The following is a 21,239-nucleotide window of genomic DNA, read 5'->3' as shown; positions in this document are numbered from 1 at the left end:
GGGGGGATTCTTGTGCATTTCTTTAACCCGTCTTACAGTGGACATGCGTTTTTTGAAGCCCAGAGTACATATGAAGATGCTAGGGCGGTTATCTATGGTATGCCGATGGACTGGACGACCAGTTTCCGTCCAGGTTCCCGTTTCGGTCCGACCCGCATCCGCGAAGTGTCGATTAATTTGGAGGATTACAGTCCATATGCGGATCGCGAACTTGGCGAAGTAGCGTATTTTGACGCCGGCGATATTCCGCTTCCGTTCGGCAGCGCACAGCGCAGCCTTCAGGTGATTGAAGAATATGTACGCAAGGTTGTAGCGGATGGCAAGTTTCCGATCGGCCTTGGCGGTGAACATCTTGTAAGCCTTGCACCGATTAAAGTGATGGCTGAGAAGTACCCTGACCTTGTCCTTATCCACATTGATGCGCACACAGACTTGCGTGAAGAAATGGAAGGGGAGGCGCTATCTCACTCGGCGGTTATTCGCCGCGCGCTCGACTATGTAAAACCGGAAAACGTATACCAGTTCGGAATTCGTTCCGGTTTGAAAGAAGAGTTTGAGTTTGCCAAAAAGCATCTGCATCTGTATAAGTTCAAAGTGATTGAACCGCTGAAAGAATGCCTCGAAGAGTTGAAAGACCGTCCAGTGTACGTAACATACGACATTGATGCGATTGACCCGGCCTACGCTCCAGGAACGGGTACAGCCGAGCCAGGCGGTATCACGGCTGCGGAGGCGATTGAATCGATTTATTTGTTGTCGCAACTGAATGTGGTCGGCTTTGACCTTGTAGAAGTCGCGCCGGTGCTTGACCAGTCCGAAAGAACGCAGATTTTGGCTTCCAAAATGATTCGCGAAGTGATTTTGACAATGGTGAAGTAAGAAATTTAAACATAAATAAAAAAGATGCGGTCAAATTGCTGGCCGCATCTTTTTAGGTATAGGAAAGCATAATGTTGCTAATGTCGCTTTACTTTCTCTCCATGATTAGCGGCGGAAAAAGGACGAACAGACAATGCTCGCGCATTTTTCTTATGATAAAATAAATATAAAAAATAGATATGATAAGAATCAGTATTTTCGATAATTTGTCGATTGACTTGGGCATTATTCTTACAGATAGGTCAGGAATTTTTCTCATTTGTTTTGTTCGATGAAACGTCGTAGAATAAGGTGATAAGTAACGATGGATGTCAGGTGATACATGTGGCCCCTGTACAGGAGATCAAAATTGAACTTACGAGCGCTTTTTCTATGAACATGTCGCCGCCCGATATGTCTCAATTCGTCTATTCAGGTCAATTGTATTTTGTGAATGGGGCCTGGTACATAAAATATGTTGAGCAGGAAGAAGATGGGCAGACGTATACTACGCTTAAAGTGAAAGAAGACGAAATCATGGTCATTCGCAACGGGCTGGTTACCATGCGTCATTCTTACCGCCCCGGAATAAGAACGAGCGGTTCGTATGCCGGCCCTGGGGGTATGATGTGGATGGATACAGCAACGAAAGAAATGCAAGTATGTTATGACGAAGAAGGGGATTTATCCGCTGTTGTCTGGACATATGATTTGTATTTAAATGAGCAAAAAGTCGGGCGTTATAGGATAAGCTGTCGCCTTATGCGTATATGATAAATTGTGAACTGTTCGCCAATAAATTGGCTGAGTTTCTCGTCATCGGATGGTCTGCCGTCCTGCCCTCCTCGAAGGCTCATTCCAAGCCTCATAATCGTGTTCCTAAAAAGAGTGATTATGTTATCAACTTGCAAAATTGTGTTTAAGCAATAAGTTACACGTATATCTAAGGAGGATTATTGTGAGTATAGTTGAGCAAACGAAAAGTAAAATCATTGATCAGATTAAGCAAGCGGTTGTTGCAGCCGGCATTGCAGAAGCGGAGCAAATTCCAGATTTTGTTTTGGAATTGCCGAAAGACAAGCAGCACGGCGACTACGCGACCAATGTGGCGATGCAACTGACGCGCATTGCGCGGAGAAACCCGCGCCAGATTGCGGAAGAAATCGTAGCGCAGTTCGATAAACAGGCGGCCAGCATTTCCAGAATTGAAATTGCGGGGCCAGGCTTTATTAATTTCTTTATGGATAATAGCTATTTGACCGGCGTGATTGGCCAGATTATTGAAGCAGGAGACAATTATGGCCGCACGAATGCCGGTAAAGGCAAGAAAGTGCAGGTCGAGTTTGTGAGCGCGAATCCGACCGGCAGCCTGCATCTGGGACACGCCCGTGGCGCGGCGTTTGGCGATGCGCTATGCAATGTGCTTGAGATGGCGGGTTACAATGTGTCGCGCGAATATTACATTAATGATGCTGGCAACCAGATTGCTAATTTAGCGCGTTCGCTTGAGGCGCGTTACTTCCAAGCGCTTGGCATGGATGCGGAAATGCCGGAAGACGGCTATTACGGTCAGGATATTATTGAATTTGGGAAAGAGCTTGCGGAAAAGGACGGCGACAAATATGCCAGAATGTCCCCGGAAGAGCGCTTTGCGTTTTTCCGTAACTGGGGCCGCGACAAAGAATTGGAAAAGATTAAAAAAGACCTTGCTGATTTTCGTGTGAAATTCGATGAATGGTTCAGTGAGACTTCACTGTATGAGAGCGGTGCAGTCGAAAAGATCGTGGAGATGCTTCGTGAAAAGGGATACGTATACGAAAAAGACGGGGCGGTCTGGTTGCGTTCAACTGCGTTTGGTGATGACAAAGATCGCGTGCTTATTAAGCAGGACGGCACGTACACATATTTGACGCCGGACATTGCATACCACGAAAATAAGTTCCAGCGCGGTTTTGATCAGCTGATTAATATTTGGGGTGCTGACCACCACGGTTATATTCCACGGATGAAAGCAGCCATGCAGTGCTTGGGTTACGATCCGGAGCGGCTTGTCGTATTGATCAACCAAATGGTAAGTCTCTATCAGGGCGGCGAAAAAGTAAAGATGTCTAAGCGTACTGGTAAAGCAGTCACAATGCGCGACTTGATGGAAGAGGTAGGAACGGACGCGACCCGGTATTTCTTTACGATGCGTAGCCAGGATGCTCACCTCGATTTTGATATGGATTTGGCCGTATCAAAATCGAACGAAAACCCAGTATTCTATGTACAGTATGCTCACGCTCGCATTTGCAGCATTTTCCGCCAGGCGGATGAGCAGGGAATTACGCTCGATACGACAAAAGCTGACTTTAACCGCATGACCGGCGAGAAAGAGATTGATTTGCTGAAGCATTTGGGCGAATTTCCGGAAGAAGTGGCCGGAGCCGCAGAAATGCTTGCGCCGCATCGTGTTGTGCGCTATGCGCATGATTTGGCGTCTCTGTTGCACAGTTTCTACAACGCGGAACGCGTGATTACAGACGATGAAGGACTAACGCACGCGCGTCTCGCGCTGATGAAAGCAGTAAAAATTACGCTCGTCAATGCCCTGCGCTTAATCGGTGTCTCCGCACCGGAAAGAATGTAAGTTATTCCAGAAAAACAGGTAGAAACATTTGTCTGCATTTCTTCTACAAAGAGGTAACGCTTTTACCGCAAAATGATGTAACAAATGGAAGGAGTGAGGACTTTATCGTTCTACCTGTTTTTATTTTGGTATAGGAAAGCATATGTCACAAGCGTTGATTAACTAATCATTTCCTTTCGATATACGCTGGATTATTTCTTTGTTCTATGCATAAAAATTCAAAAATACTTATTCTCACTTCAGCCGGCAAAAGGTTTAGTTTCCACAAACGAGTAAAGTGTAAAAAGGAAACTGCTCTAGTCCGCAGGATTATTTCCAATAAAAGCAAGGTTATGACCTATTTTTAGGGGTAGAAGTAGCATCTATTGATTTTGGGGCCATCTCCTTAGTAAAACGCTAATTTACCACGCTAGTCCTCGTTAGTAGCTTTTGTCGGCCTTAACGTGGTAAATCTGCGTTTTGCTGGTGCTATTTCTTTTTCACGCATGGCCTCAAAATGGACGAATGCTACCTCTACCCCTTTTACACGTATCTCGGTTGCGCTTTATGCAAATGTATCAAGTCACATACTAAACATTTGAAAGCAGAACAGGAATTTTTGTTTAGGTACTCCAACACCGTGTAAACACAATATATTGACCTCTTACTACTTCATGGCAATCATTCCTTTCTTGTTTATGCGTCTGCATCCCGACTGCATTTATCAACGCATTTTCCCTCCCAATAAAAAAGCCGCATCCAAAGGGAAGCGGCTATTTGATTTATTCGGTTGTCCTTAGTTTATCATGCTGTAATCTAGACAAGTAAAAAGTGTCGGAAGTGTCGGTTTTTAACACTCGTCGCGAGAAAGTTTTTTTGACTACAATAAATACATGAGTAAAAGTTGTAGTACCTATTTATCAAGGTGAACATTCGAATCAAAATATAATACTAATACTCATTGGTTATACTATGTAAATCGGAAATTCTAGAAATAAAGGAATCCTTCTTATCTTTAGAAAATAATATATGAACGTATAAACCATCCATATCTCTAACTAGTATATAATCGAGCTTTTTTAATAATATAATTGTTTCTGATAAACAAGATTGATTCGTGGGATAGAACTTTGCTAAATCAAAGGATACTTCTTCTTTTGGTGAGTATAACCAAATATCGTACTCATATTCTCCTTTCCAAGTATATTGAAGAAATTCCCAGAGTCTTTCTTTAGGAATCCTATATTGAAGAGTATGAATATGACCATAAGGTTCAATAGAATTTACGTGGTTCAGCAAGTCAAAATGAGATAAATCCTCACGTATTGTAACCATATCCTTATCTAGGCAAGAAATTACAAAAATATAGCTGTTTTCATTAAAAATCCTTTCCATAATAGTTACTAGTTTATTTATAGTTTTTTCATCCGATACTAGGTTACCTTGCTTATACCCAAAATCAATAGTAAGTACTTGTTGATCCTGAAAATTTGTAAAGTGGCTAGGATAGTAAAAAATGGGTTGGTGTTCATTATTCATAATTTTTGATATGCCTCCTCTCCATGTAAACCGAAAATAGAATCATAGCACTTATACTATGATTCTACCATTTTTCCTATATTATTGAATTAAAAAGGCCATCCTGGAAAGGAAGGAATAGAAACTTTACCAAGATCGTTATGCGTGCTCATATTCGGTGCAATATGATAATGGAACCAGATTGATTTACCATCTGTTGGGTGATTCAAATATTTTGCATCCAAACGGAAAATTTGTTTTCCCTTATACGCAAGAGCAAAGACTGTATAATTATCTTCTGATTTATTTCTGTATGAACCAATAAAATCTAAACTATCATATTTTTTAATCAGTCCATCTCTCTTTAGCCCCCTAGAGAAGTTGGACACTAAGGGTGTATTTTGATTACACTTATAGTGACAGAGGGGGAAGGCATCAATGACAAGAAGAAAGTATTCGATTGATTTCAAAAAACAAGTGGTGAAAGAAGCGAAAGAGACCGGTAATTTAGCAGCCGTTGCCCGCCGTTATGAGTTATCTGCTAACATGGTGGGGCGCTGGAAGCGAGAGTTCGAGAGCGGAAAACATGGAGAAATTGATTTCTCTATGGTTCCGGTCCTTGATGCCGAAGAAGTTGTGAAAGAAAACGAACAACTTAAACGGTTACTTGGCGAACAAGCATTAGAACTTGCGATTTTACGTGATTTGATAAAAAAGAAAAACCCTCACTTGCTGAAAAACTTGAAGTAGCGGAACGCTATATTCAGCAGGGCTATCCAAAACGGCTAGTCTTGCGTTTTGCCCGGATTCCACGCTCCACGTATTACTACCATCGAAAACGAAAAGGGCAGAATGTGGAACCAGTGAAAAGTGAGGGACGAGCCATACCGGGCTATTCCCTAAAGCAGGACGGCACAAAAGTGTCCGATGAACAGATCAAAGAGAGGCAAAGGATGCGAGTCGTACGATACAACAGGCATTATTTAAACGGCAATTATTTGGAACAGATACGCTTCCCGTTAATGGCCCGCAGTTTACGTCTCATCATTTTACACAAGCATGTGAAACGTTTGGAATTGTTCATGAGCGTATTCCGCCACGAACACCGAATATGAATGGGCACATCGAAGCGTTTCATCGCATCCTGGAAGATGAATGTCTGGCACGTTATGAGTTTATGTCCTATGCAGAGGCGTATCAAGTTGTAACAGAGTTTATCCGCTTTTATAACGAGAGACGAATCCATTCGAGCATTTGCGATTTAGCTCCACAAGAGTTTTATGCGCTTCAAACAGAACGTAAGTTCGTAATTAGAGAAGTGCGAGTATAAGCGAGGAATTTTACGAAAAAGGATGAATAAGGTTGTTTGTGTCCAAGTAATGGGGGTTAATCCGATCTATCAACAATAGAAACGGTATGCAAAGTGTTAGACATCGACATTCAGGAGTTAATCGAGGTGGAGTAGTCCTCTTGTTCTAGTAATCGTTTTATGTACGTAAAAGTTGCGAAAAAATTTAAAGGCAGGGAGAAATCGAAGGTAGGGTTTTGAAGAATAGAAATGGTGGTAACTAATGATTTTGTGATTATTTTTAAAAGGTACATTACATTAAATAGGGCATACATTTTACAGTTGTTGTACGTCCTTTAAAATTCGTGAAAATATTATATAGGGCTTACGACCGTTATGTCTATTCTCTCAATAACAAGCGTTTTATTCGGCACTCCACCCCCTTAAAAACAAAAATCCTAGGAAGATTTTCTACTGTTTCTTCCTAGGATAAAATATGCCTCTTAATCCACTAAATCAGCGATATATAGAGGAAATTTACTTGATACTGCTTTTTTAAGACATTCCATATGACAGAACATCTGTTGTTCTTGTTGGATACTTTTATCTTTGTCCCAATTTGCAACTACAACTAATTCAGTAACATCTGAAATAATTTGTTCATCACAAAAACAACACTGATACGAGTTTTTCTCCATAAAATCACCTCCAACCATAGTTGTCTGATAGTCTATTTAGTGCTTTTTCACTAATGTTTTTTAATGAAGTAATTACACCATTCTCTCCTTCAACAATAACATTATACTTGCCATTAACCTGCTTTATAAATACTTGTGCACCATCTGATTGAGTTTTAATAATATCAGGTCTAAGTTTTAAGTCACTTATATCTTTTGGTGTAAATCCTCTTTCTATTAACCTCTCTGCTCCATGTTTAGTTGTATTTACAACACTTTGTATTTCATCTAAAGCTAGTTGTTCCTTTAATTTTTGGTATTGAGCAGCATTATGTGCAGGATTTCCTTTACCCTTAGGAAGTTCTAAACATGTACTTTATAAAAAAAGTGGCAGTTCAGTAACTACCACTCATTATATCAACTTACTTTGCTGTTAGGTATGTCAGGCATGATATAAGCGGTCTTATTCTTCATCATGCCATAAATAATATTTACCAGCCTTCTCATGATACAAACCAACGCTTGTCCTTTTGTTTTGCCTTCCTTTCGCTTGCGTTGGTAGTATTCATAAAATACAGGATTTCTTGGCTTTTTACTTTCTTTTGCCACTTGTATTTGTTGTATCGCTAATTGATAAAATAACGCATGTAACGTTCGATTGCCTTGTTTGCTTTTGTGGTCTTTTCCTTTTCCTCCAGAGCCAAAATGCACAGGCGCAATTCCCGCATAACGAGCAAGTTTATTGGCATTTGGAAAACGCTGAATATCTCCAATCTCGGCAACCAAGGCGGATGCTGTCACTACATCAATCCCCGGCATTGTCTCCAGTTGGTAATCGAGTAATTTCATTAATTTTCTTAGTTCTCCTTCGACCAATGCCATTTCCTGCTTTTTAAAGCGCAAATCTCTCACCATGCTTTGCACGAGGAAATCCCGTGTTTCTTGGTATTGTTTGGTGGTCGTTCCATCTGTTTTCACAAGTTCTAGTATTTCTTTTGCTTTCTTTCTTGAACAAGTGTTGTGGCTAACAGCTTGTAAAAAAGCAGTAAGCTCATCTATCCTTACTCCCTCTAAACACGATGGTGACGGATATCTTTCCCAAAATGCTAATGCTGTTTTTCCGTCTACTTCCGCAAAAAATTTCTTATAGCTGGGGTAATGATGGCTTAATTGTACATGAAGCTGGTTTTTCAGCGCCTCTTGGGCTTTCACAAGGGCGTTTCTTCTTGTGACTAGCTGTTTAATAGACCAATATACATCCTTTGGCTCTGCATCCGGCAAAAAATCTAGTTTGTTTACAAGAACTCTCGCTACACATTCCGCATCCCAGCTATCGCTTTTTTGCATCGTAGGATAACTATTACGTTCGGCATAAGACAAAGCGGGATTCACTTCTTTTACCATTTGCCCATGATCGACTAAAAACGTTGCCAATGCTCGTCCGTATCCACCAACGTCCTCTAAACCGAAGACCAGTGTCATATTCTCAGGTACTAATTGATGAACCTTGATGAAAAAATCCGTAAAAGCCGCGGGCTTATTTTCAAATTGAATCTCTCCTAATCTTTCATGCCAACAGTTGATGATAACCGCCGTATGATGGTGTTTATGTAAATCAATCCCCACGTAAATATGCCGTTGTTTGTGATGCATACATCCTCCCCCAATCCATTGAGTTTGATGATGACTCCCATGGCGGCAACCTTAGTTCGAGCGTTCACCTTCTGGTGCGCATTGGTACATCAGCCTGTCCATGGATGTATCATCTATACGGATATATAAGAAATTTCATGTATTTTTTAAGTGACCGCTTTAAAGAATGGCTTGGTGTTTCCCTTTCGCCTGTATGCATCCATAGGTATACATCCCTTTATAAAAGTCCTTTCGGTCTAAAATCCGTTTCACTTGTACTTTGGTAAAGGGCTTACCTTGTGTCGTCAAATGCCCTTCCTTGTTTAACACATCAGCAATTCGAGTAAAAGACCATGTAGGATGTTGCTCTCTTAACTCAAACACTCGTTGTACGGCTTTGGCTTTATCCTCGTCGACTCTTAACTCTTTTTCTCCCCTTAACTTCCTATAACCAAAAGTCGCTCTTCCTCCGGCATATCCTCCTTCTTTTGCTTTTTTATGCCGACCTTTCTTTAGTTTTAAAGCAATTTCCAATCGCTGATATTGGTCTAATAACTCCATTAGTCCATTGACTAATACATCACTTGGGTCTTTTTTGTAGATACTGTAATTTGGCTGTTCAATACTTTTAATATCCACCCCATACTTCTGTAACTCTCGATGAATCAACACTCTCACCATGTCAGAGCGCCACAACTGACTTGTGTTTAACACCACGACATACTTAATTTGGAAAGCAAAAAGGTGGGCTAACATCTCTTGTAAGCCCACCCTGTCCACTTCCAACGCTTCTTCATTCATTTTTGCCCCGCTGATTCCTTCATCTCTAAATATATGTATCAAATTCCAACCATGTTTTTCGCAATACGCTTGTATTTCCTCCTCTTGGTATTTCAAGCTATATCCATCTTTTGCTTGCCCCTGTGTCGAGACTCGTATATACCCGACAACATTCAATGTTACATCCCCCCGTTACGAAAATTACAATTTATGTAACGCTTGTTAACAATGACGAGTATTATACGACTGTCTCTAGTGAAAATACAATACAAAAGTAATTTGCCAGCTTTTTATTGTCACAGTCAGTTAAAAGTTTATACCCTCTTTCTCGCCACGAGAAAGCTTTCTCTCGTGTTTTAAAGCATACTCGAAGGGTATTAGTGTTGTTAATAGTTTCACCATGCATCACAGCCAAACTCATAGTAGGCGGAACCATTATGAAGTCTGAATTAAAATGTTGGTAAAAACGATATATAAATTTTCTCGTAATTGCACTTTATTATTTGATACATCTATAGTGCCCCAATCTAAAATGCGACGATAAGATGTGTAGAGGTATCCCTTTTGATATAATCATAGCTAACAGGAGGGAACGGAACATGAAACGTCGCAAATGGTCAGCAGAGGAGAAAATGAATATTGTGATGGAGGGGCTGAAGGGGGAACAATCCATCGCCGAGATTTGCCGACAACATAACATTAGCCAGACTCTGTATTACCGTTGGAAAGATGAGTTCATCCAAGGAGGAATGGCTGCCCTTTCGGGTAAACAACGTAAGACAGCAAAAGAAGACGCTGCCGTTCAAGCAAAGTTGGACGAGTATGAGCAACTTATTGGTAAGTTGACTGTAAAACTTTCAAAGCTAAAAAAAACGTTCGACATCTAAGCGAAGAACACTGGGCATTTATCTTTGAGGTAGTGGAAGATTCTCACCTATCGGTGGAAGAAGTATGCCGTCTTCTTGGTGTGCACAAAAGTACGTTTTACCGTCAAAAAGCAAAGGCAACTTTCTCCCAACCAAGTGCTCGTCAACGACCAAAACAGGCAGTGATTCAAGAGAAAGTGCGTGTTCTTTGTCAACAGCATCCTACCTACGGATATCGTAGAATTTGGGCTTTACTAAAGCGCCAGGGAATCGAAGTAAACCAGAAAACCGTTTACTCTGTGATGAAAGCCGAAGGCTTAACACAAAAGCAAAAGCGATATGAAGCCAAGCGCACCTATCAGCCTGTCGATTTTCAAATCAACTCCTCCAATCAAGTTTGGCATATTGACATGACGAAGATTTGGACAAGTGAGGGATGGAAGTATCTTGTGAGCATCATCGATGCCTATGACCGCCGTATTGTAGCCTGGAGTCTCGACAACTACTGCCGTGATGATGAAGCTATCAGTGTGCTGGAGAAAGCGGTGAATGAAGCTTTTCCATATGGTGTGAGAGAGCAAGGGATAAAATTAGTGCAGGATAACGGGAGTCAGTTTACCAGTCGTGATTTTGTCTCCACGTTGAAGATATTGGGAATTGAGCAAATTCGAACGTCATACAAGCATCCACAAAGCAACGGAAAGATGGAACGTTGGTATCGCACATTAAAAGAAGAAGAGGTCTGGGCAAACGAATACCAGAACCTAGAAGAAGCGCGAGCTTCCATCGGCACTTATATTACCTTGTATAACGAACAGCGCCCTCATTCCGCTTTGGGATATCGGGCGCCATTGGAAGTATATATGGGAGAATACTCTACAAAAGCTGCTTGATTTTCGTCGCTTTTTGAGGGTAGCATTACACATCTGTTAGTTTTAAAATAAAAACCTTGAAAGGCATAAAGCCAATCAAGGTAATATAATTTATTAGAAGCCTTCTTTTTGTTCCACTGATACATTGTATCTCAAATTCACAAATTACTTTAAAAGAAAGTTATAAATGGTATTTTAGCAAATACAAAATCGTATCTCTAAACTTGTTACCTATTCTCTTCATCATACTCCAAAAATAGGTCTTGTAAATCTCCATTAATTGGTTCATTATTATCGTTAATTGTCACTTTAAACTCAATATCCTCTTCTCCTATTGATACTACCCCATCTAACACCCCTAAAATATTAGATACAGCATCCACTTCTACTTGTTCGATTATTTTAAATAATATTTCTTTATTTTTATCTGATAGTTCTGAATAAAACATCAATGCTTCTTTCCAATAGGGGTCTGTAACTTCATTAATATCAGTATTATTGAATATATCTCGATAAAAATTACGATTTTCTTTTATAATTGACTGATGTAAAAGTTTAACAAACTCTTCTTTATTCATATATCTCATCTCCTTCTCATCTCTGGATACAATTGTTTATTTAATTCAATTAATTTTCGAAGTTGAGAATTAGGAATGTCTGGATATACTCTTCTTAATTCCATTATATCTCTTGCTAATAATTGTCTTACACTCTCAATTCCTTTTGAACTTCTCGAAACTATTCCCCTAGGACCTTTTCTTGTATGTCCAGCTTTTGGTACTAATATTGCTGGTGCATTATTTGGATCATAATTTCGAATGAATTTTTTCATAATTGCTTTTTGTCCAACATGATGTGCATCTAACCCCGGTACACCTTTTATTTCTTTATATAATCCTACATCATACTTACTAAATTTACCCGTCCCCTTAGTTGCATTCCCAGTGGATTGTTTCGGCTTCGGCGGTTGTAATGGCTGTTTCGCTTTATCCAATCTTTTTGTAATTTTAACCGTTTTATTGATGTTTTTGACAATCTTAAGCCTTCCCAAAAACAAATTTTCTAATGCTCCGCCTGCGGCTTTCACATCATCCATCGTCCATTTATTGTCTGTTAATGCGTCAAAATTCTCTTTTCCAACTAATTCCCTGGTTAAGGGTTTATAATTTGAAAGCGTAACAAGCTCTTTGGCTCCGTGAGAAAAAGCAGGTTTGAACTCTCTTCCAAACTTCTTTAATCCAACTACCAGATCATCCATCATACTACGCTTTGGTGGAGATGATGGGGAGACTGATTTTGGTTTTTGAATGGGTTTTGGCTTCTGCAACTTTTTAATAGCGGAATTTTGTTTCTTTATCACCTCAGCCTTCATGATCTTCTTTAATTTGTAAATCTGTTCAATGGGCAATAGGTTGGTTGCGAGTTTTCTAGCGGAAGTGCATACCTTACCTAAGGTCTGAAAGGACTGAGTGAACCCTTTCCACAATTGTTTTGTAGCTTTTTCATAAGCTTTTATTTCTTTTAATTGCCTTCTTCCAGCCTTTGTTCTTTTTAATTTTTCCTCCTGCTTTTTCCTTCTCTTTTGATATTCTTTTTCCGCCCTGTTGAGTGATTTTTGAAAACTTTTTGAGTTCACAACACTTTTTCCGAGCCTATACATATCATATATATTTTTTAACGATCCAAACACTTCGTCTTCACTCTTTCTTTTTTTGAATCGGACGTAAAGGAAATGAGTTACATATAATGCATGCATCGCCCAATATATACATATATTAACAATTTAAAATATTTTCCACCTAATTCATAGACCTATTTTTACAAATTATAGGATTATGCATAATTGATTATATTTACCCTTTACCATTCAACGATTATAAGTTTTGCAACACCATCGTAGACAGTAAAAAACTAGCTGAGCCACATAATAGCTCTTTAGCCCCCTAGAGAAGTTGGACACTAAGGGTGTATTTTGATTACACTTATAGTGACAGAGGGGGAAGGCATCAATGACAAGAAGAAAGTATTCGATTGATTTCAAAAAACAAGTGGTGAAAGAAGCGAAAGAGACCGGTAATTTAGCAGCCGTTGCCCGCCGTTATGAGTTATCTGCTAACATGGTGGGGCGCTGGAAGCGAGAGTTCGAGAGCGGAAAACATGGAGAAATTGATTTCTCTATGGTTCCGGTCCTTGATGCCGAAGAAGTTGTGAAAGAAAACGAACAACTTAAACGGTTACTTGGCGAACAAGCATTAGAACTTGCGATTTTACGTGATTTGATAAAAAAGAAAAACCCTCACTTGCTGAAAAACTTGAAGTAGCGGAACGCTATATTCAGCAGGGCTATCCAAAACGGCTAGTCTTGCGTTTTGCCCGGATTCCACGCTCCACGTATTACTACCATCGAAAACGAAAAGGGCAGAATGTGGAACCAGTGAAAAGTGAGGGACGAGCCATACCGGGCTATTCCCTAAAGCAGGACGGCACAAAAGTGTCCGATGAACAGATCAAAGAGAGGCAAAGGATGCGAGTCGTACGATACAACAGGCATTATTTAAACGGCAATTATTTGGAACAGATACGCTTCCCGTTAATGGCCCGCAGTTTACGTCTCATCATTTTACACAAGCATGTGAAACGTTTGGAATTGTTCATGAGCGTATTCCGCCACGAACACCGAATATGAATGGGCACATCGAAGCGTTTCATCGCATCCTGGAAGATGAATGTCTGGCACGTTATGAGTTTATGTCCTATGCAGAGGCGTATCAAGTTGTAACAGATATCCGCTTTTATAACGAGAGACGAATCCATTCGAGCATTTGCGATTTAGCTCCACAAGAGTTTTATGCGCTCCAAACAGAACGTAAGTTCGTAATTAGAGGAGTGCGAGTATAAGCGAGGAATTTTACGAAAAAGGATGAATAAGGTTGTTTGTGTCCAAGTAATGGGGGTTAATCCGATTTCTTTTTAAGAATAGCCTTGTAAATAGAAATAGATGGTTTGATAACGTCCATACACTCGTATATCTTTTGTTGTTTTCATCAATGCAAGCAAGGCTTGAATTTCATTTTGACGTGAATCAATCATCTGGTTTCTCTCCGTTCGTTTGAATTTTCAATAAAAAATATTTACCAGGCCAGAAAAAATATTTACCAGCCAAATTCCGGTTTCATGTATGTTAAAGTGGAATAGGAGTTAGCAACAACAATTTTTAGTTTAGGAGTGAAGAAAATTGAAAAAGTTACTAGCAGCCGTTACTATTCTTGGTGCATCCCTACTAACATTTGATGTGGGAAGTGCAAGTGCAGCAAATTGCCCATTCAAAACTGGATTCCAAAACCCAGCTACTAACGCTGTAGCACAACAACCAAAATTCGCTAACTGCGGACGATTTGGAAAGTTATTCCAATCATTATTTGGTAATAATGCTCAAACTGCACCTGCACAGCAGTTTAACTTCCCTACTCAACAGTTAAACCTGCCTGTTCAGCCATCTAACTGCCCGTTTAAGTAAGAGGTAGTATTCTTACTTGCCTTTATGCGGATTTCCAGCTTACGCAAATTCTTTAACGTATCATAGCGGATATAAATCGTAAATGAAATTGGAAAACCGGATAAAGACAGAAATGAACTTACATGTAGTATGTACAGTGAAGAGATACACATTCGATCAAAATCGTCTAACAAAAACAATAACAAGCCATGTGATTCAGTAACCGATACACAATAAATGAAGGAGTATATCTTCACTTATTGTGTATTTTCTTTTACACTTTGACGGAGTAAAGTGGAGGATACATGTTTATAGATGGATGGAGGGTTATGCAAAAAATTTCCCGACCCCAAAGGAGCAGCTCTATATGGGTGATTACTCGAATTAAGAATGGAAAACAACAGATGGGATATTTTAAGGTACCTAATAGAAATAAAAAAGGCAAAAAATACACTGGGCCTGTGCTTCTTGCGAATGAATTAATTTGTTACCGTTGATTGTAAAACGGTGGATTAAGGAATATAAATCTGGATACATCCAATAATCTCTGTTATCTAAAAAACCCTTATCCAAAGGAGATAAGGGTCGCTACGAGGGACTATCCTATTTTTGCATTACTTTATGATATGGGTAAGCTTCCGTTTTGATTACTTTTTTCGGGATTTTAGCTTCTTACGTCCGATAATGTCAATTATGGCGCGACAAGAAAGTCGCTTTTTATACAGTGCAACGTCGATTCAGTCGATATGTTGCTAGCCTAGTCGCAAGGGCTATCTCCGCCCGAAACAACGTGCTGTATCGCAAAATGTTGTCTTACGATACAAGGAAAAAGAAGGTTTGAGTTGTATATATAACTAGACTTGCCCAAAATTTGATACAAAATTTACCATGTAGAAAGAACCGAAGGTTCTCCTAGGCAGCTTGTAACTGATTTTTTATCAAATCCAGCTGCGTTCCTGCCTTTGCTTCATAGTAAACAAATTCGATCCAACTCTCTGTCTTTTTGTTTTGCCAACTTCGTAGTCCTGTTAAGATATCACCGTGTCCTGTTACACTGCAGAACATGGCTGTAAAAGAAAGCAATGTCCAAAACCGCTTAATTGCAACGGTACTACGTATTTGATAACCGTTAAAGGAAAAGTTGCTTTTCATGGTACGAAAATAAGTCTCAATCGCCCAACGTTTACTGTAGTACGTTAGAATTTGCTCATTAGATAAGGAAACGTCTGTACTTAAGAATGCCCGCATAGTTTGGAGAGTCATTGGCTGGGTCGCATCCCAACACAGTAGTACCACAGCATTTTCAATGAAATTTAGCTTGCCTTCATAACGATAGACGTGATAAGAAGCGTGACCGACGGTCACAAGGTCGGTATCTTCTTTATGGATGTGCGAGGCAAATTCCTTTATTGACTGCCGAATACCATATGGATAAATAATACGATTGGTTTTTATACCGCTAATGACGTGAAATCCAGATAAAGCGCAGGTTTCGAGTACAGATTGAGCAGGATACCATGTATCCATAAGAACATAAGTAGAAAAAGAACTTTTTGGCACCATAGAAAGCAGTTCACATGCAATATCAATTTTGCTGTTTTGCTCTGATTCGTATCGGCTAAACGCATAAGGGAATGCTTTTTCACCACATCGAATGAATTCCTGAACTACTGCATGCCCCCATACTGACTTACCTTCGGTATGGGAATAGTGAAAATCTGTTCCTTGCATAGGGGACAATGCCTGTGACGAGGGCTTTGTCTTTCTACAGACCGTATCATCGATAATAACGAAAATCGGCTCTTGTGTATGTTTCGCTTCCCTCTTGATGCTCTCCCATGATTGTTGCTGAATTATACGCATCAAATGCTGCTCATTCCACTTCCCATGAGTAAGAAAATGGCTCAGTGTCCGTCGGTCTTGTGAATGGCAGCTTTCACGATGGATATCGGTTAACGTTCCAGAAAAACCTCTGGTCATCACACCATCGAGAAAATGAACCATATGGTTCATTACCGGCTTAGAAAAATAAAGTGGGAAACGCCAGGTACGTAAAATATTGTTGATTTCCTGTTGATGTGCTACCCTATACGTAAGAGGCATATAGTCTTCTCCTTTGCGTAAAAGTGGTTGGTGGTACTTCTATTTTTACACAGGGTGAAGAGATATGTCTCTTTTCTATTCAATTGTAAATTTGTGTAAGTGTTTTTGGGCAACTACAGTATATAAGTTGAAAGGCTCACGTATGGTTCTGAGGGGAGAAAGGGGCAGTGATGCCCCCGACTTACCCGACTAAAGGATCACTTTTGGACAGCGAAAAGTGATCCGTGGTAATTCTGCTGCTACATGACGAACAACGGAATTCTGCTCTACCTATTAGTCACATGCACATGCGATAATAACTAAAAGGATAAAGAGAACAAGAATAACTCCAATTTCTCGTCTCTCACCACAAAAACTCATACAATTCCCTCCCATGTACAATGGATTGAATTACGTTTCATACTATGTAGATGGGTACAGACAAGTGTTAGGTTACTGCCTTTATTCAGAAATTTATTTTATGCTTACTATTTTTGTGCTATTGTTCTGTTTCTTATTGATGTCTTCTTAATGGAATTAAAGCAGGAATAGAGCGGCAATGAGAGCTAGAGGTATCGCAATAAATCCAAAGTGTCTACGACCAAACGAGTTTATTTTTACCATACCAGCTGCTTTTTTGGTTTTAGGCACAGCTAAATAAACATGTCCATCATCCACTTTTTGAATATATCCTTTGTAGATTTGTGATTATCTTTGGTTTTTATTTTTACTTGTTTAGATATGTTTTTTTCAAAAACACTGTGTATCCTTTGTATATTTGGTTTTTTTGTACCCATTCCTTTACTTCCCCCCAACATGTAGATTCCCTCTATCATATGCTCGCCCTTTATCTTTGTTATGGACAAGTGTTCAGTCCACTTATTTTTGGATGTACGTCCGATAATCGTCATATAGTAAACTCACCAACGCCAAAAAACCGTAATTCGGTCAAATCGGCTAAAATCCGGGTTTTTGCCTTTCAGGAAATTTTAACCTTGTGTACAGTTTGTAGAGTGTGATCAAGTTTTTCAAGAATCTTCTCTGCTAATCCATCTATTTTATTTCTTATATTATTTTTTAAATCATTTTGACCAGCTTCAAGTGTTTCCATCCGTTTTTCAAGTCTGCTTTGGACCTCTCTAAGTGACTGTAACTCAGAAAGAATTTTCTTCAACATTTTTCCATTTTTCGTCCCTCGCCTCAATTTTTTTGTTATTTTATCACGAAGTCAGTGATAATGGACGGGTAACAAATTCATCTTTTTTGAATGATAATATTTTTAGGACAAGTAAATGGGACGCAACAAACCCTTATCGTACCGTCGTTTCTTAACTGTCTCATTATAACCGTACCTTACTGATACGAAATTGCATTGACAACGCCTTAGAGTAGGAAAAACAGGCTTCTTTCATGCCAAAATGATCTTAGCGTATATTTTCATTAAAAAGTTAGCGATACCCCAACTACCAATCAAACATAATAAACGCAAATACTCGTGCTAAATAAAAAAACAGGGAGTTCCCCTGCTACTTAAACTAATTTATATATCCATAGTGGTATATATTGAATAAAAATAAAACTCGCCAAGACTAAACCCGCGAGGTTCGATAAGACAGGAACTAATCCCTCCTACCCTAAACCTTTTGGTGTATACAAGTACATCGCAAACCTGTCCGGTTTGCGGGGCGAAAAAGAACGTGCGTGGTGCGGCTATACCCAACATCGGGACATTCACGGTGCGGCGAATCTACTGTCCAAAGTGTTGTATGAAAACCGGATTCAGTCCTTGCCGTTTGAAATTCAGAAACCCACGTATCTACGGATCGCCTAAGCGAGAAGTAGTAGATGGTTTGTTCCGACCCACGCCCGTAAGGGTGTGTTGCTGAATGATTTCCCTCGCAGACGGCACGTGTCTGTGAGATCAGCGACAACCTGCTGATCGCCTGTTCTATCGAGGTGGCTCGTTCAGAAACCTCCACTTCATGTACTACTATTCACTTGTAAAAAACTGCCTAATCAGCACCCGTGACATATGCTTTCTTTTCATGAGTAAACGGGGAAACAATCGTGAGACGTGTGCCAAACGTTGCTTTTTCTATGTAGCAAAGCGACCTTTTTTTCAGTTTTATTACATTTTTCTATCTAGCGGAAATTTATAAAAAGAGGTAGAATACTCACTAAAGGAGTGGATTTTTTATTTTTCGCGAAATATATTCTGACTGAATAGTCATTCATAATTTGAGTGAAACATGCTATGATAGAATAAACAATTTTCCGTACAGTCAGAATAATTTCGGCGAAGGAGAGGAGAAACAAATGAATGTATTGTCGCTAGTTAACCTCATTGCGTTTTTTGCGGTCGTAGGTTATGCAGTATACTTGTTTGCGCACCTGGTGTACAGCCGCATCACCTACATGAAGCTTGGCCGCCCGGCGGACTTGCGCGAAGACGCGACACGCAGCCTGAATGCGTTTTGGGTCAACGTTTTTGGACAGAAGAAGCTGTTAAAGGATTCCAAAAGCGGTGTGATGCATATTGTCTTGTTCTACGGCTTTCTGCTTGTGCAGTTTGGAGCCATTGATTTAATTTGGAAAGGACTAAAGCCGGGTTCACATCTGCCGTTCGGTTCGGCATATCCGTATTTTCTTTTATTCCAGGAAGTCGTTGTTACGGCTATTCTTATCGCCATTTTTTATGCATGGTATCGTCGGAATGTTGAGAAATTAAAGCGCTTAAAACGAGGTTGGAAAGCGAACCTTGTTGTCTGGCTCATTACGATTCTCATGGTGAGTACGTTGCTTTCCGAAGGAATGGAAATCATCTGGTTACATCCGGATGAGATCGGCTTCCGCTCGACGCAACCGATCGCTTCCAGTCTTGCAGTGTTGTTTGCAGGCATCGGTTCGACGGCAGCAGGTGCGGCGTTCTATGTGTTCTGGTGGATTCATTTGCTTACGCTCTTATTCTTCCTGGTATACATTCCACAGGGCAAGCACGCCCATCTGATATTTGCGCCGTATAACTGGCTGGTGAAAGACAAAACACGCCCGCCGGGAAGATTGAGCACCATCGACTTTGAGAAGCTGGAAGAAGAAGGTGCGGAAGAGTTCGGCGTCGGACGAATCGAGAATTTCACGCGAACGCAATTGATTGACTTGTATGCCTGTGTCGAGTGCGGGCGATGCACCAGCATGTGTCCAGCCGCAGGAACGGGCAAGACGCTGTCACCGATGGATCTCATCACTAAAATGCGGGATCACCTAACGGAAAAAGGGGCGGCGATCACGGGACGTACACCGTGGATGCCGGCCGGGTTGTTTAAAGAGTCGAAAGGTAACGTGCTAGCGATGCAGGCGCGTGAAGCCGGAGCCGGACAAGCCAGCAGTGAGGTGGCCGCTACGACGGAAGGGACGGCCGCACTGAAAATCGACTATGATGTGCAGCTTATCGGGGATGTGATCACGGAAGAAGAACTGTGGGCTTGTACGACGTGCCGCAACTGTGAAGACCAGTGCCCGGTCGCCAACGAACATGTAGGTCATATCATCGATATGCGTCGCTATCTTGTGATGACAGAAGGCCGCATGCCGTCCGATGCGCAGCGTGCGCTGAGCAACATCGAGCGCCAGAGCAATCCATGGGGGATTAACCGCAAGGATCGGATCAAATGGCGCGAAGGCATGGAAGAGCTGGTGCCAACCGTCAAAGAAACGGATGACTTTGAATATTTATTCTTTGTTGGTTCGATGGGTTCGTTTGATAATCGGAGCATCAAACTTACGCAATCCTTTGTGCGTGTGATGCACAAAGCGGGCATCAAGTTCGCGATTCTTGGCAATGAAGAGAAGAACTCTGGCGACACGCCGCGCCGCCTCGGCAATGAGCTGTTGTTCCAGGAGCTGGCAATGGAAAATATCGCGAACTTCCAGAAATACGGCGTGAAGAAAATCGTTACGATGGACCCGCATGCCTACAATACATTCAAGAACGAGTATCCGGAATTCGGTCTGGAAGGCGTGGAAGTGTACCACCATACCGAACTGTTGGCGAAATGGATCAAAGACGGCCGCCTGAAGCCGACCAAAGAAGTCAAGGAACGCATAACCTACCACGACTCCTGTTACCTGGGCCGCTACAACGAAGTGTACGATGCACCGCGCGAAATTCTATCAGCCATTCCTGGCGTCGAGATCGTGGAGATGGAACGTTCCGGCTGTGACAGTATGTGCTGCGGTGCCGGTGGCGGAATGATGTGGCAGGAAGAGCATCAAGGCACCCGCGTTAACATCGCGCGTACCGAACAGGCGCTGGCGGTAAATCCGACTACAATCGGAAGTGCGTGTCCGTACTGCTTGACGATGTTATCTGACGGTACGAAAGCGAAAGAAGTGGAAGACAAAGTGCAAACTTTGGATATGGTAGAGATTTTAGAAAAATCATTATAAATTACTCTTTTTAATTTTTGTGAATATTGATAAGATGGAAGGAGAAGGAATAAAGACCCGGCAGTCGAACTGCCGGGTACGTTTCCGCGATCAAACTGACCGAGCAATCGCTCAAA

23 protein-coding genes are annotated in these 21,239 nt (G+C 40.9%); 14 read left to right on the top strand and 9 right to left on the bottom strand.

Annotation, left to right across the window (positions count from 1 at the left end; translation table 11 throughout):
- The first annotated feature begins 12 nt into the window (after positions 1 to 12).
- The 3 genes from speB to argS all read left to right on the top strand — a co-directional run bounded on the left by speB (position 13) and on the right by argS (position 3,487).
- Positions 13 to 879 carry an agmatinase gene (gene speB, locus K3F53_RS17850; RefSeq protein WP_057897352.1) on the top strand — a complete coding sequence of 289 codons (867 nt, stop codon included), beginning with the start codon at positions 13 to 15 and terminating at the stop codon, positions 877 to 879.
- 315 nt (positions 880 to 1,194) lie between these two features.
- Positions 1,195 to 1,632, top strand: coding sequence for a YwiB family protein (locus K3F53_RS17845; protein ID WP_139184970.1), 438 nt, complete (start codon positions 1,195 to 1,197; stop codon positions 1,630 to 1,632).
- A 184-nt stretch (positions 1,633 to 1,816) separates the two neighbouring features.
- Positions 1,817 to 3,487, top strand: coding sequence for an arginine--tRNA ligase (argS, locus tag K3F53_RS17840; RefSeq protein ID WP_220559200.1), 1,671 nt, complete (start codon positions 1,817 to 1,819; stop codon positions 3,485 to 3,487).
- Positions 3,488 to 4,417: 930 nt separating this feature from the next.
- Here the strand turns inward: argS and K3F53_RS17835 are convergent.
- A complete protein-coding gene (locus K3F53_RS17835; protein WP_057897357.1) occupies positions 4,418 to 5,005 on the bottom strand; it encodes a hypothetical protein in 588 nt (195 codons plus the stop codon).
- Positions 5,006 to 5,422: 417 nt separating this feature from the next.
- Here K3F53_RS17835 and K3F53_RS17830 point away from each other — a divergent pair, with 417 nt between their 5' ends.
- The 3 genes from K3F53_RS17830 to K3F53_RS17820 all read left to right on the top strand — a co-directional run bounded on the left by K3F53_RS17830 (position 5,423) and on the right by K3F53_RS17820 (position 6,314).
- Positions 5,423 to 5,734, top strand: a complete 312-nt coding sequence (locus K3F53_RS17830) for a transposase (protein ID WP_057897358.1) — start codon at positions 5,423 to 5,425, stop codon at positions 5,732 to 5,734.
- Positions 5,735 to 5,838: 104 nt separating this feature from the next.
- Positions 5,839 to 6,099 (top strand): hypothetical protein, encoded by a 261-nt coding sequence (locus K3F53_RS17825; protein WP_220559150.1) that lies wholly within the window; start codon positions 5,839 to 5,841, stop codon positions 6,097 to 6,099.
- Positions 6,096 to 6,314 carry an integrase core domain-containing protein gene (locus K3F53_RS17820; RefSeq protein WP_220559199.1) on the top strand — a complete coding sequence of 73 codons (219 nt, stop codon included), beginning with the start codon at positions 6,096 to 6,098 and terminating at the stop codon, positions 6,312 to 6,314. The genes K3F53_RS17825 and K3F53_RS17820 overlap by 4 nt, the downstream gene beginning before the upstream one ends.
- A 461-nt stretch (positions 6,315 to 6,775) precedes the next feature.
- On the opposite strand, the gene K3F53_RS17815 is transcribed toward K3F53_RS17820, so the two are convergent.
- The 3 genes from K3F53_RS17815 to K3F53_RS17805 all read right to left on the bottom strand — a co-directional run bounded on the left by K3F53_RS17815 (position 6,776) and on the right by K3F53_RS17805 (position 9,538).
- Positions 6,776 to 6,970: a hypothetical protein gene (locus tag K3F53_RS17815; RefSeq protein ID WP_057897360.1), complete on the bottom strand. Its 195-nt coding sequence runs from the start codon at positions 6,968 to 6,970 to the stop codon at positions 6,776 to 6,778.
- A gap of 396 nt (positions 6,971 to 7,366) precedes the next feature.
- On the bottom strand, positions 7,367 to 8,602 hold the full coding sequence (locus K3F53_RS17810) for an IS110 family RNA-guided transposase (protein WP_057897361.1): 1,236 nt from the start codon (positions 8,600 to 8,602) through the stop codon (positions 7,367 to 7,369).
- A 159-nt stretch (positions 8,603 to 8,761) separates the two neighbouring features.
- Complete coding sequence (locus K3F53_RS17805) at positions 8,762 to 9,538, bottom strand: recombinase family protein (RefSeq protein ID WP_220559198.1); 777 nt, start codon at positions 9,536 to 9,538, stop codon at positions 8,762 to 8,764.
- A 422-nt stretch (positions 9,539 to 9,960) separates the two neighbouring features.
- Here K3F53_RS17805 and K3F53_RS17800 point away from each other — a divergent pair, with 422 nt between their 5' ends.
- Entirely contained in the window at positions 9,961 to 10,248 is a 288-nt protein-coding gene (locus tag K3F53_RS17800) for a transposase (protein ID WP_220558938.1), read from the top strand.
- A 32-nt stretch (positions 10,249 to 10,280) separates the two neighbouring features.
- Complete coding sequence (locus K3F53_RS17795) at positions 10,281 to 11,120, top strand: IS3 family transposase (protein ID WP_220558939.1); 840 nt, start codon at positions 10,281 to 10,283, stop codon at positions 11,118 to 11,120.
- A 206-nt stretch (positions 11,121 to 11,326) separates the two neighbouring features.
- Here the strand turns inward: K3F53_RS17795 and K3F53_RS17790 are convergent, their stop codons facing one another.
- A complete protein-coding gene (locus K3F53_RS17790) occupies positions 11,327 to 11,677 on the bottom strand; it encodes a transposase (protein WP_006324125.1) in 351 nt (116 codons plus the stop codon).
- 5 nt (positions 11,678 to 11,682) lie between these two features.
- Complete coding sequence (locus K3F53_RS19540) at positions 11,683 to 12,789, bottom strand: hypothetical protein (protein WP_246615662.1); 1,107 nt, start codon at positions 12,787 to 12,789, stop codon at positions 11,683 to 11,685.
- Positions 12,790 to 13,108: 319 nt separating this feature from the next.
- Between K3F53_RS19540 and K3F53_RS17780 the strand changes: the two genes are divergently transcribed.
- From K3F53_RS17780 to K3F53_RS17765, 4 genes are all read left to right on the top strand, one after another.
- Entirely contained in the window at positions 13,109 to 13,420 is a 312-nt protein-coding gene (locus tag K3F53_RS17780) for a transposase (RefSeq protein WP_057897358.1), read from the top strand.
- Positions 13,421 to 13,524: 104 nt separating this feature from the next.
- Entirely contained in the window at positions 13,525 to 13,785 is a 261-nt protein-coding gene (locus tag K3F53_RS17775) for a hypothetical protein (protein ID WP_220559150.1), read from the top strand.
- Entirely contained in the window at positions 13,782 to 13,997 is a 216-nt protein-coding gene (locus K3F53_RS17770; RefSeq protein ID WP_220559197.1) for an integrase core domain-containing protein, read from the top strand. Before K3F53_RS17775 ends, K3F53_RS17770 begins: the two co-directional genes overlap by 4 nt.
- A 337-nt stretch (positions 13,998 to 14,334) precedes the next feature.
- Positions 14,335 to 14,616: a hypothetical protein gene (locus K3F53_RS17765; RefSeq protein WP_057897363.1), complete on the top strand. Its 282-nt coding sequence runs from the start codon at positions 14,335 to 14,337 to the stop codon at positions 14,614 to 14,616.
- An 891-nt stretch (positions 14,617 to 15,507) separates the two neighbouring features.
- Here the strand turns inward: K3F53_RS17765 and K3F53_RS17760 are convergent.
- The 3 genes from K3F53_RS17760 to K3F53_RS17750 form a co-directional block, all read right to left on the bottom strand.
- Positions 15,508 to 16,698 (bottom strand): IS701 family transposase, encoded by a 1,191-nt coding sequence (locus K3F53_RS17760; protein WP_057899168.1) that lies wholly within the window; start codon positions 16,696 to 16,698, stop codon positions 15,508 to 15,510.
- A 632-nt stretch (positions 16,699 to 17,330) separates the two neighbouring features.
- The gene (locus tag K3F53_RS17755) at positions 17,331 to 17,588 is read right to left on the bottom strand and encodes a hypothetical protein (protein ID WP_220559196.1); all 258 of its coding nucleotides are present in this window, start codon (positions 17,586 to 17,588) and stop codon (positions 17,331 to 17,333) included.
- Between the two features lie 68 nt (positions 17,589 to 17,656).
- Complete coding sequence (locus K3F53_RS17750; RefSeq protein WP_057897365.1) at positions 17,657 to 17,854, bottom strand: hypothetical protein; 198 nt, start codon at positions 17,852 to 17,854, stop codon at positions 17,657 to 17,659.
- 501 nt (positions 17,855 to 18,355) lie between these two features.
- Here K3F53_RS17750 and K3F53_RS17745 point away from each other — a divergent pair.
- Both K3F53_RS17745 and K3F53_RS17740 read left to right on the top strand, forming a co-directional pair.
- Positions 18,356 to 18,508 (top strand): hypothetical protein, encoded by a 153-nt coding sequence (locus K3F53_RS17745; protein ID WP_175493646.1) that lies wholly within the window; start codon positions 18,356 to 18,358, stop codon positions 18,506 to 18,508.
- A 485-nt stretch (positions 18,509 to 18,993) separates the two neighbouring features.
- On the top strand, positions 18,994 to 21,123 hold the full coding sequence (locus tag K3F53_RS17740) for a (Fe-S)-binding protein (RefSeq protein WP_057897366.1): 2,130 nt from the start codon (positions 18,994 to 18,996) through the stop codon (positions 21,121 to 21,123).
- Positions 21,124 to 21,239: the final 116 nt, after the last annotated feature.

The sequence above is a fragment of the Aneurinibacillus thermoaerophilus genome, from assembly GCF_019603355.1.
Classification (GTDB): domain Bacteria; phylum Bacillota; class Bacilli; order Aneurinibacillales; family Aneurinibacillaceae; genus Aneurinibacillus; species Aneurinibacillus thermoaerophilus.
Note: the sequence above shows the minus strand (reverse complement) of the source record. Positions and strands in the feature narration are given on the sequence as shown.

Bases quoted from the DNA above. Each gene is read 5' to 3' on its own strand.
- K3F53_RS17820 (WP_220559199.1), top strand. From the start codon at position 6,096: ATGAATGGGCACATCGAAGCGTTTCATCGCATCCTGGAAGATGAATGT.
- K3F53_RS17815 (WP_057897360.1), bottom strand. From the start codon at position 6,970: ATGGAGAAAAACTCGTATCAGTGTTGTTTTTGTGATGAACAAATTATT.
- K3F53_RS17770 (WP_220559197.1), top strand. From the start codon at position 13,782: ATGAATGGGCACATCGAAGCGTTTCATCGCATCCTGGAAGATGAATGT.
- K3F53_RS17790 (WP_006324125.1), bottom strand. From the start codon at position 11,677: ATGAATAAAGAAGAGTTTGTTAAACTTTTACATCAGTCAATTATAAAA.
- K3F53_RS17780 (WP_057897358.1), top strand. From the start codon at position 13,109: ATGACAAGAAGAAAGTATTCGATTGATTTCAAAAAACAAGTGGTGAAA.
- K3F53_RS17835 (WP_057897357.1), bottom strand. From the start codon at position 5,005: ATGAATAATGAACACCAACCCATTTTTTACTATCCTAGCCACTTTACA.
- K3F53_RS17755 (WP_220559196.1), bottom strand. From the start codon at position 17,588: ATGACGATTATCGGACGTACATCCAAAAATAAGTGGACTGAACACTTG.
- K3F53_RS17830 (WP_057897358.1), top strand. From the start codon at position 5,423: ATGACAAGAAGAAAGTATTCGATTGATTTCAAAAAACAAGTGGTGAAA.
- K3F53_RS17760 (WP_057899168.1), bottom strand. From the start codon at position 16,698: ATGCCTCTTACGTATAGGGTAGCACATCAACAGGAAATCAACAATATT.
- K3F53_RS17740 (WP_057897366.1), top strand. From the start codon at position 18,994: ATGAATGTATTGTCGCTAGTTAACCTCATTGCGTTTTTTGCGGTCGTA.
- K3F53_RS17800 (WP_220558938.1), top strand. From the start codon at position 9,961: ATGAAACGTCGCAAATGGTCAGCAGAGGAGAAAATGAATATTGTGATG.
- K3F53_RS17750 (WP_057897365.1), bottom strand. From the start codon at position 17,854: ATGTTGAAGAAAATTCTTTCTGAGTTACAGTCACTTAGAGAGGTCCAA.
- K3F53_RS17810 (WP_057897361.1), bottom strand. From the start codon at position 8,602: ATGCATCACAAACAACGGCATATTTACGTGGGGATTGATTTACATAAA.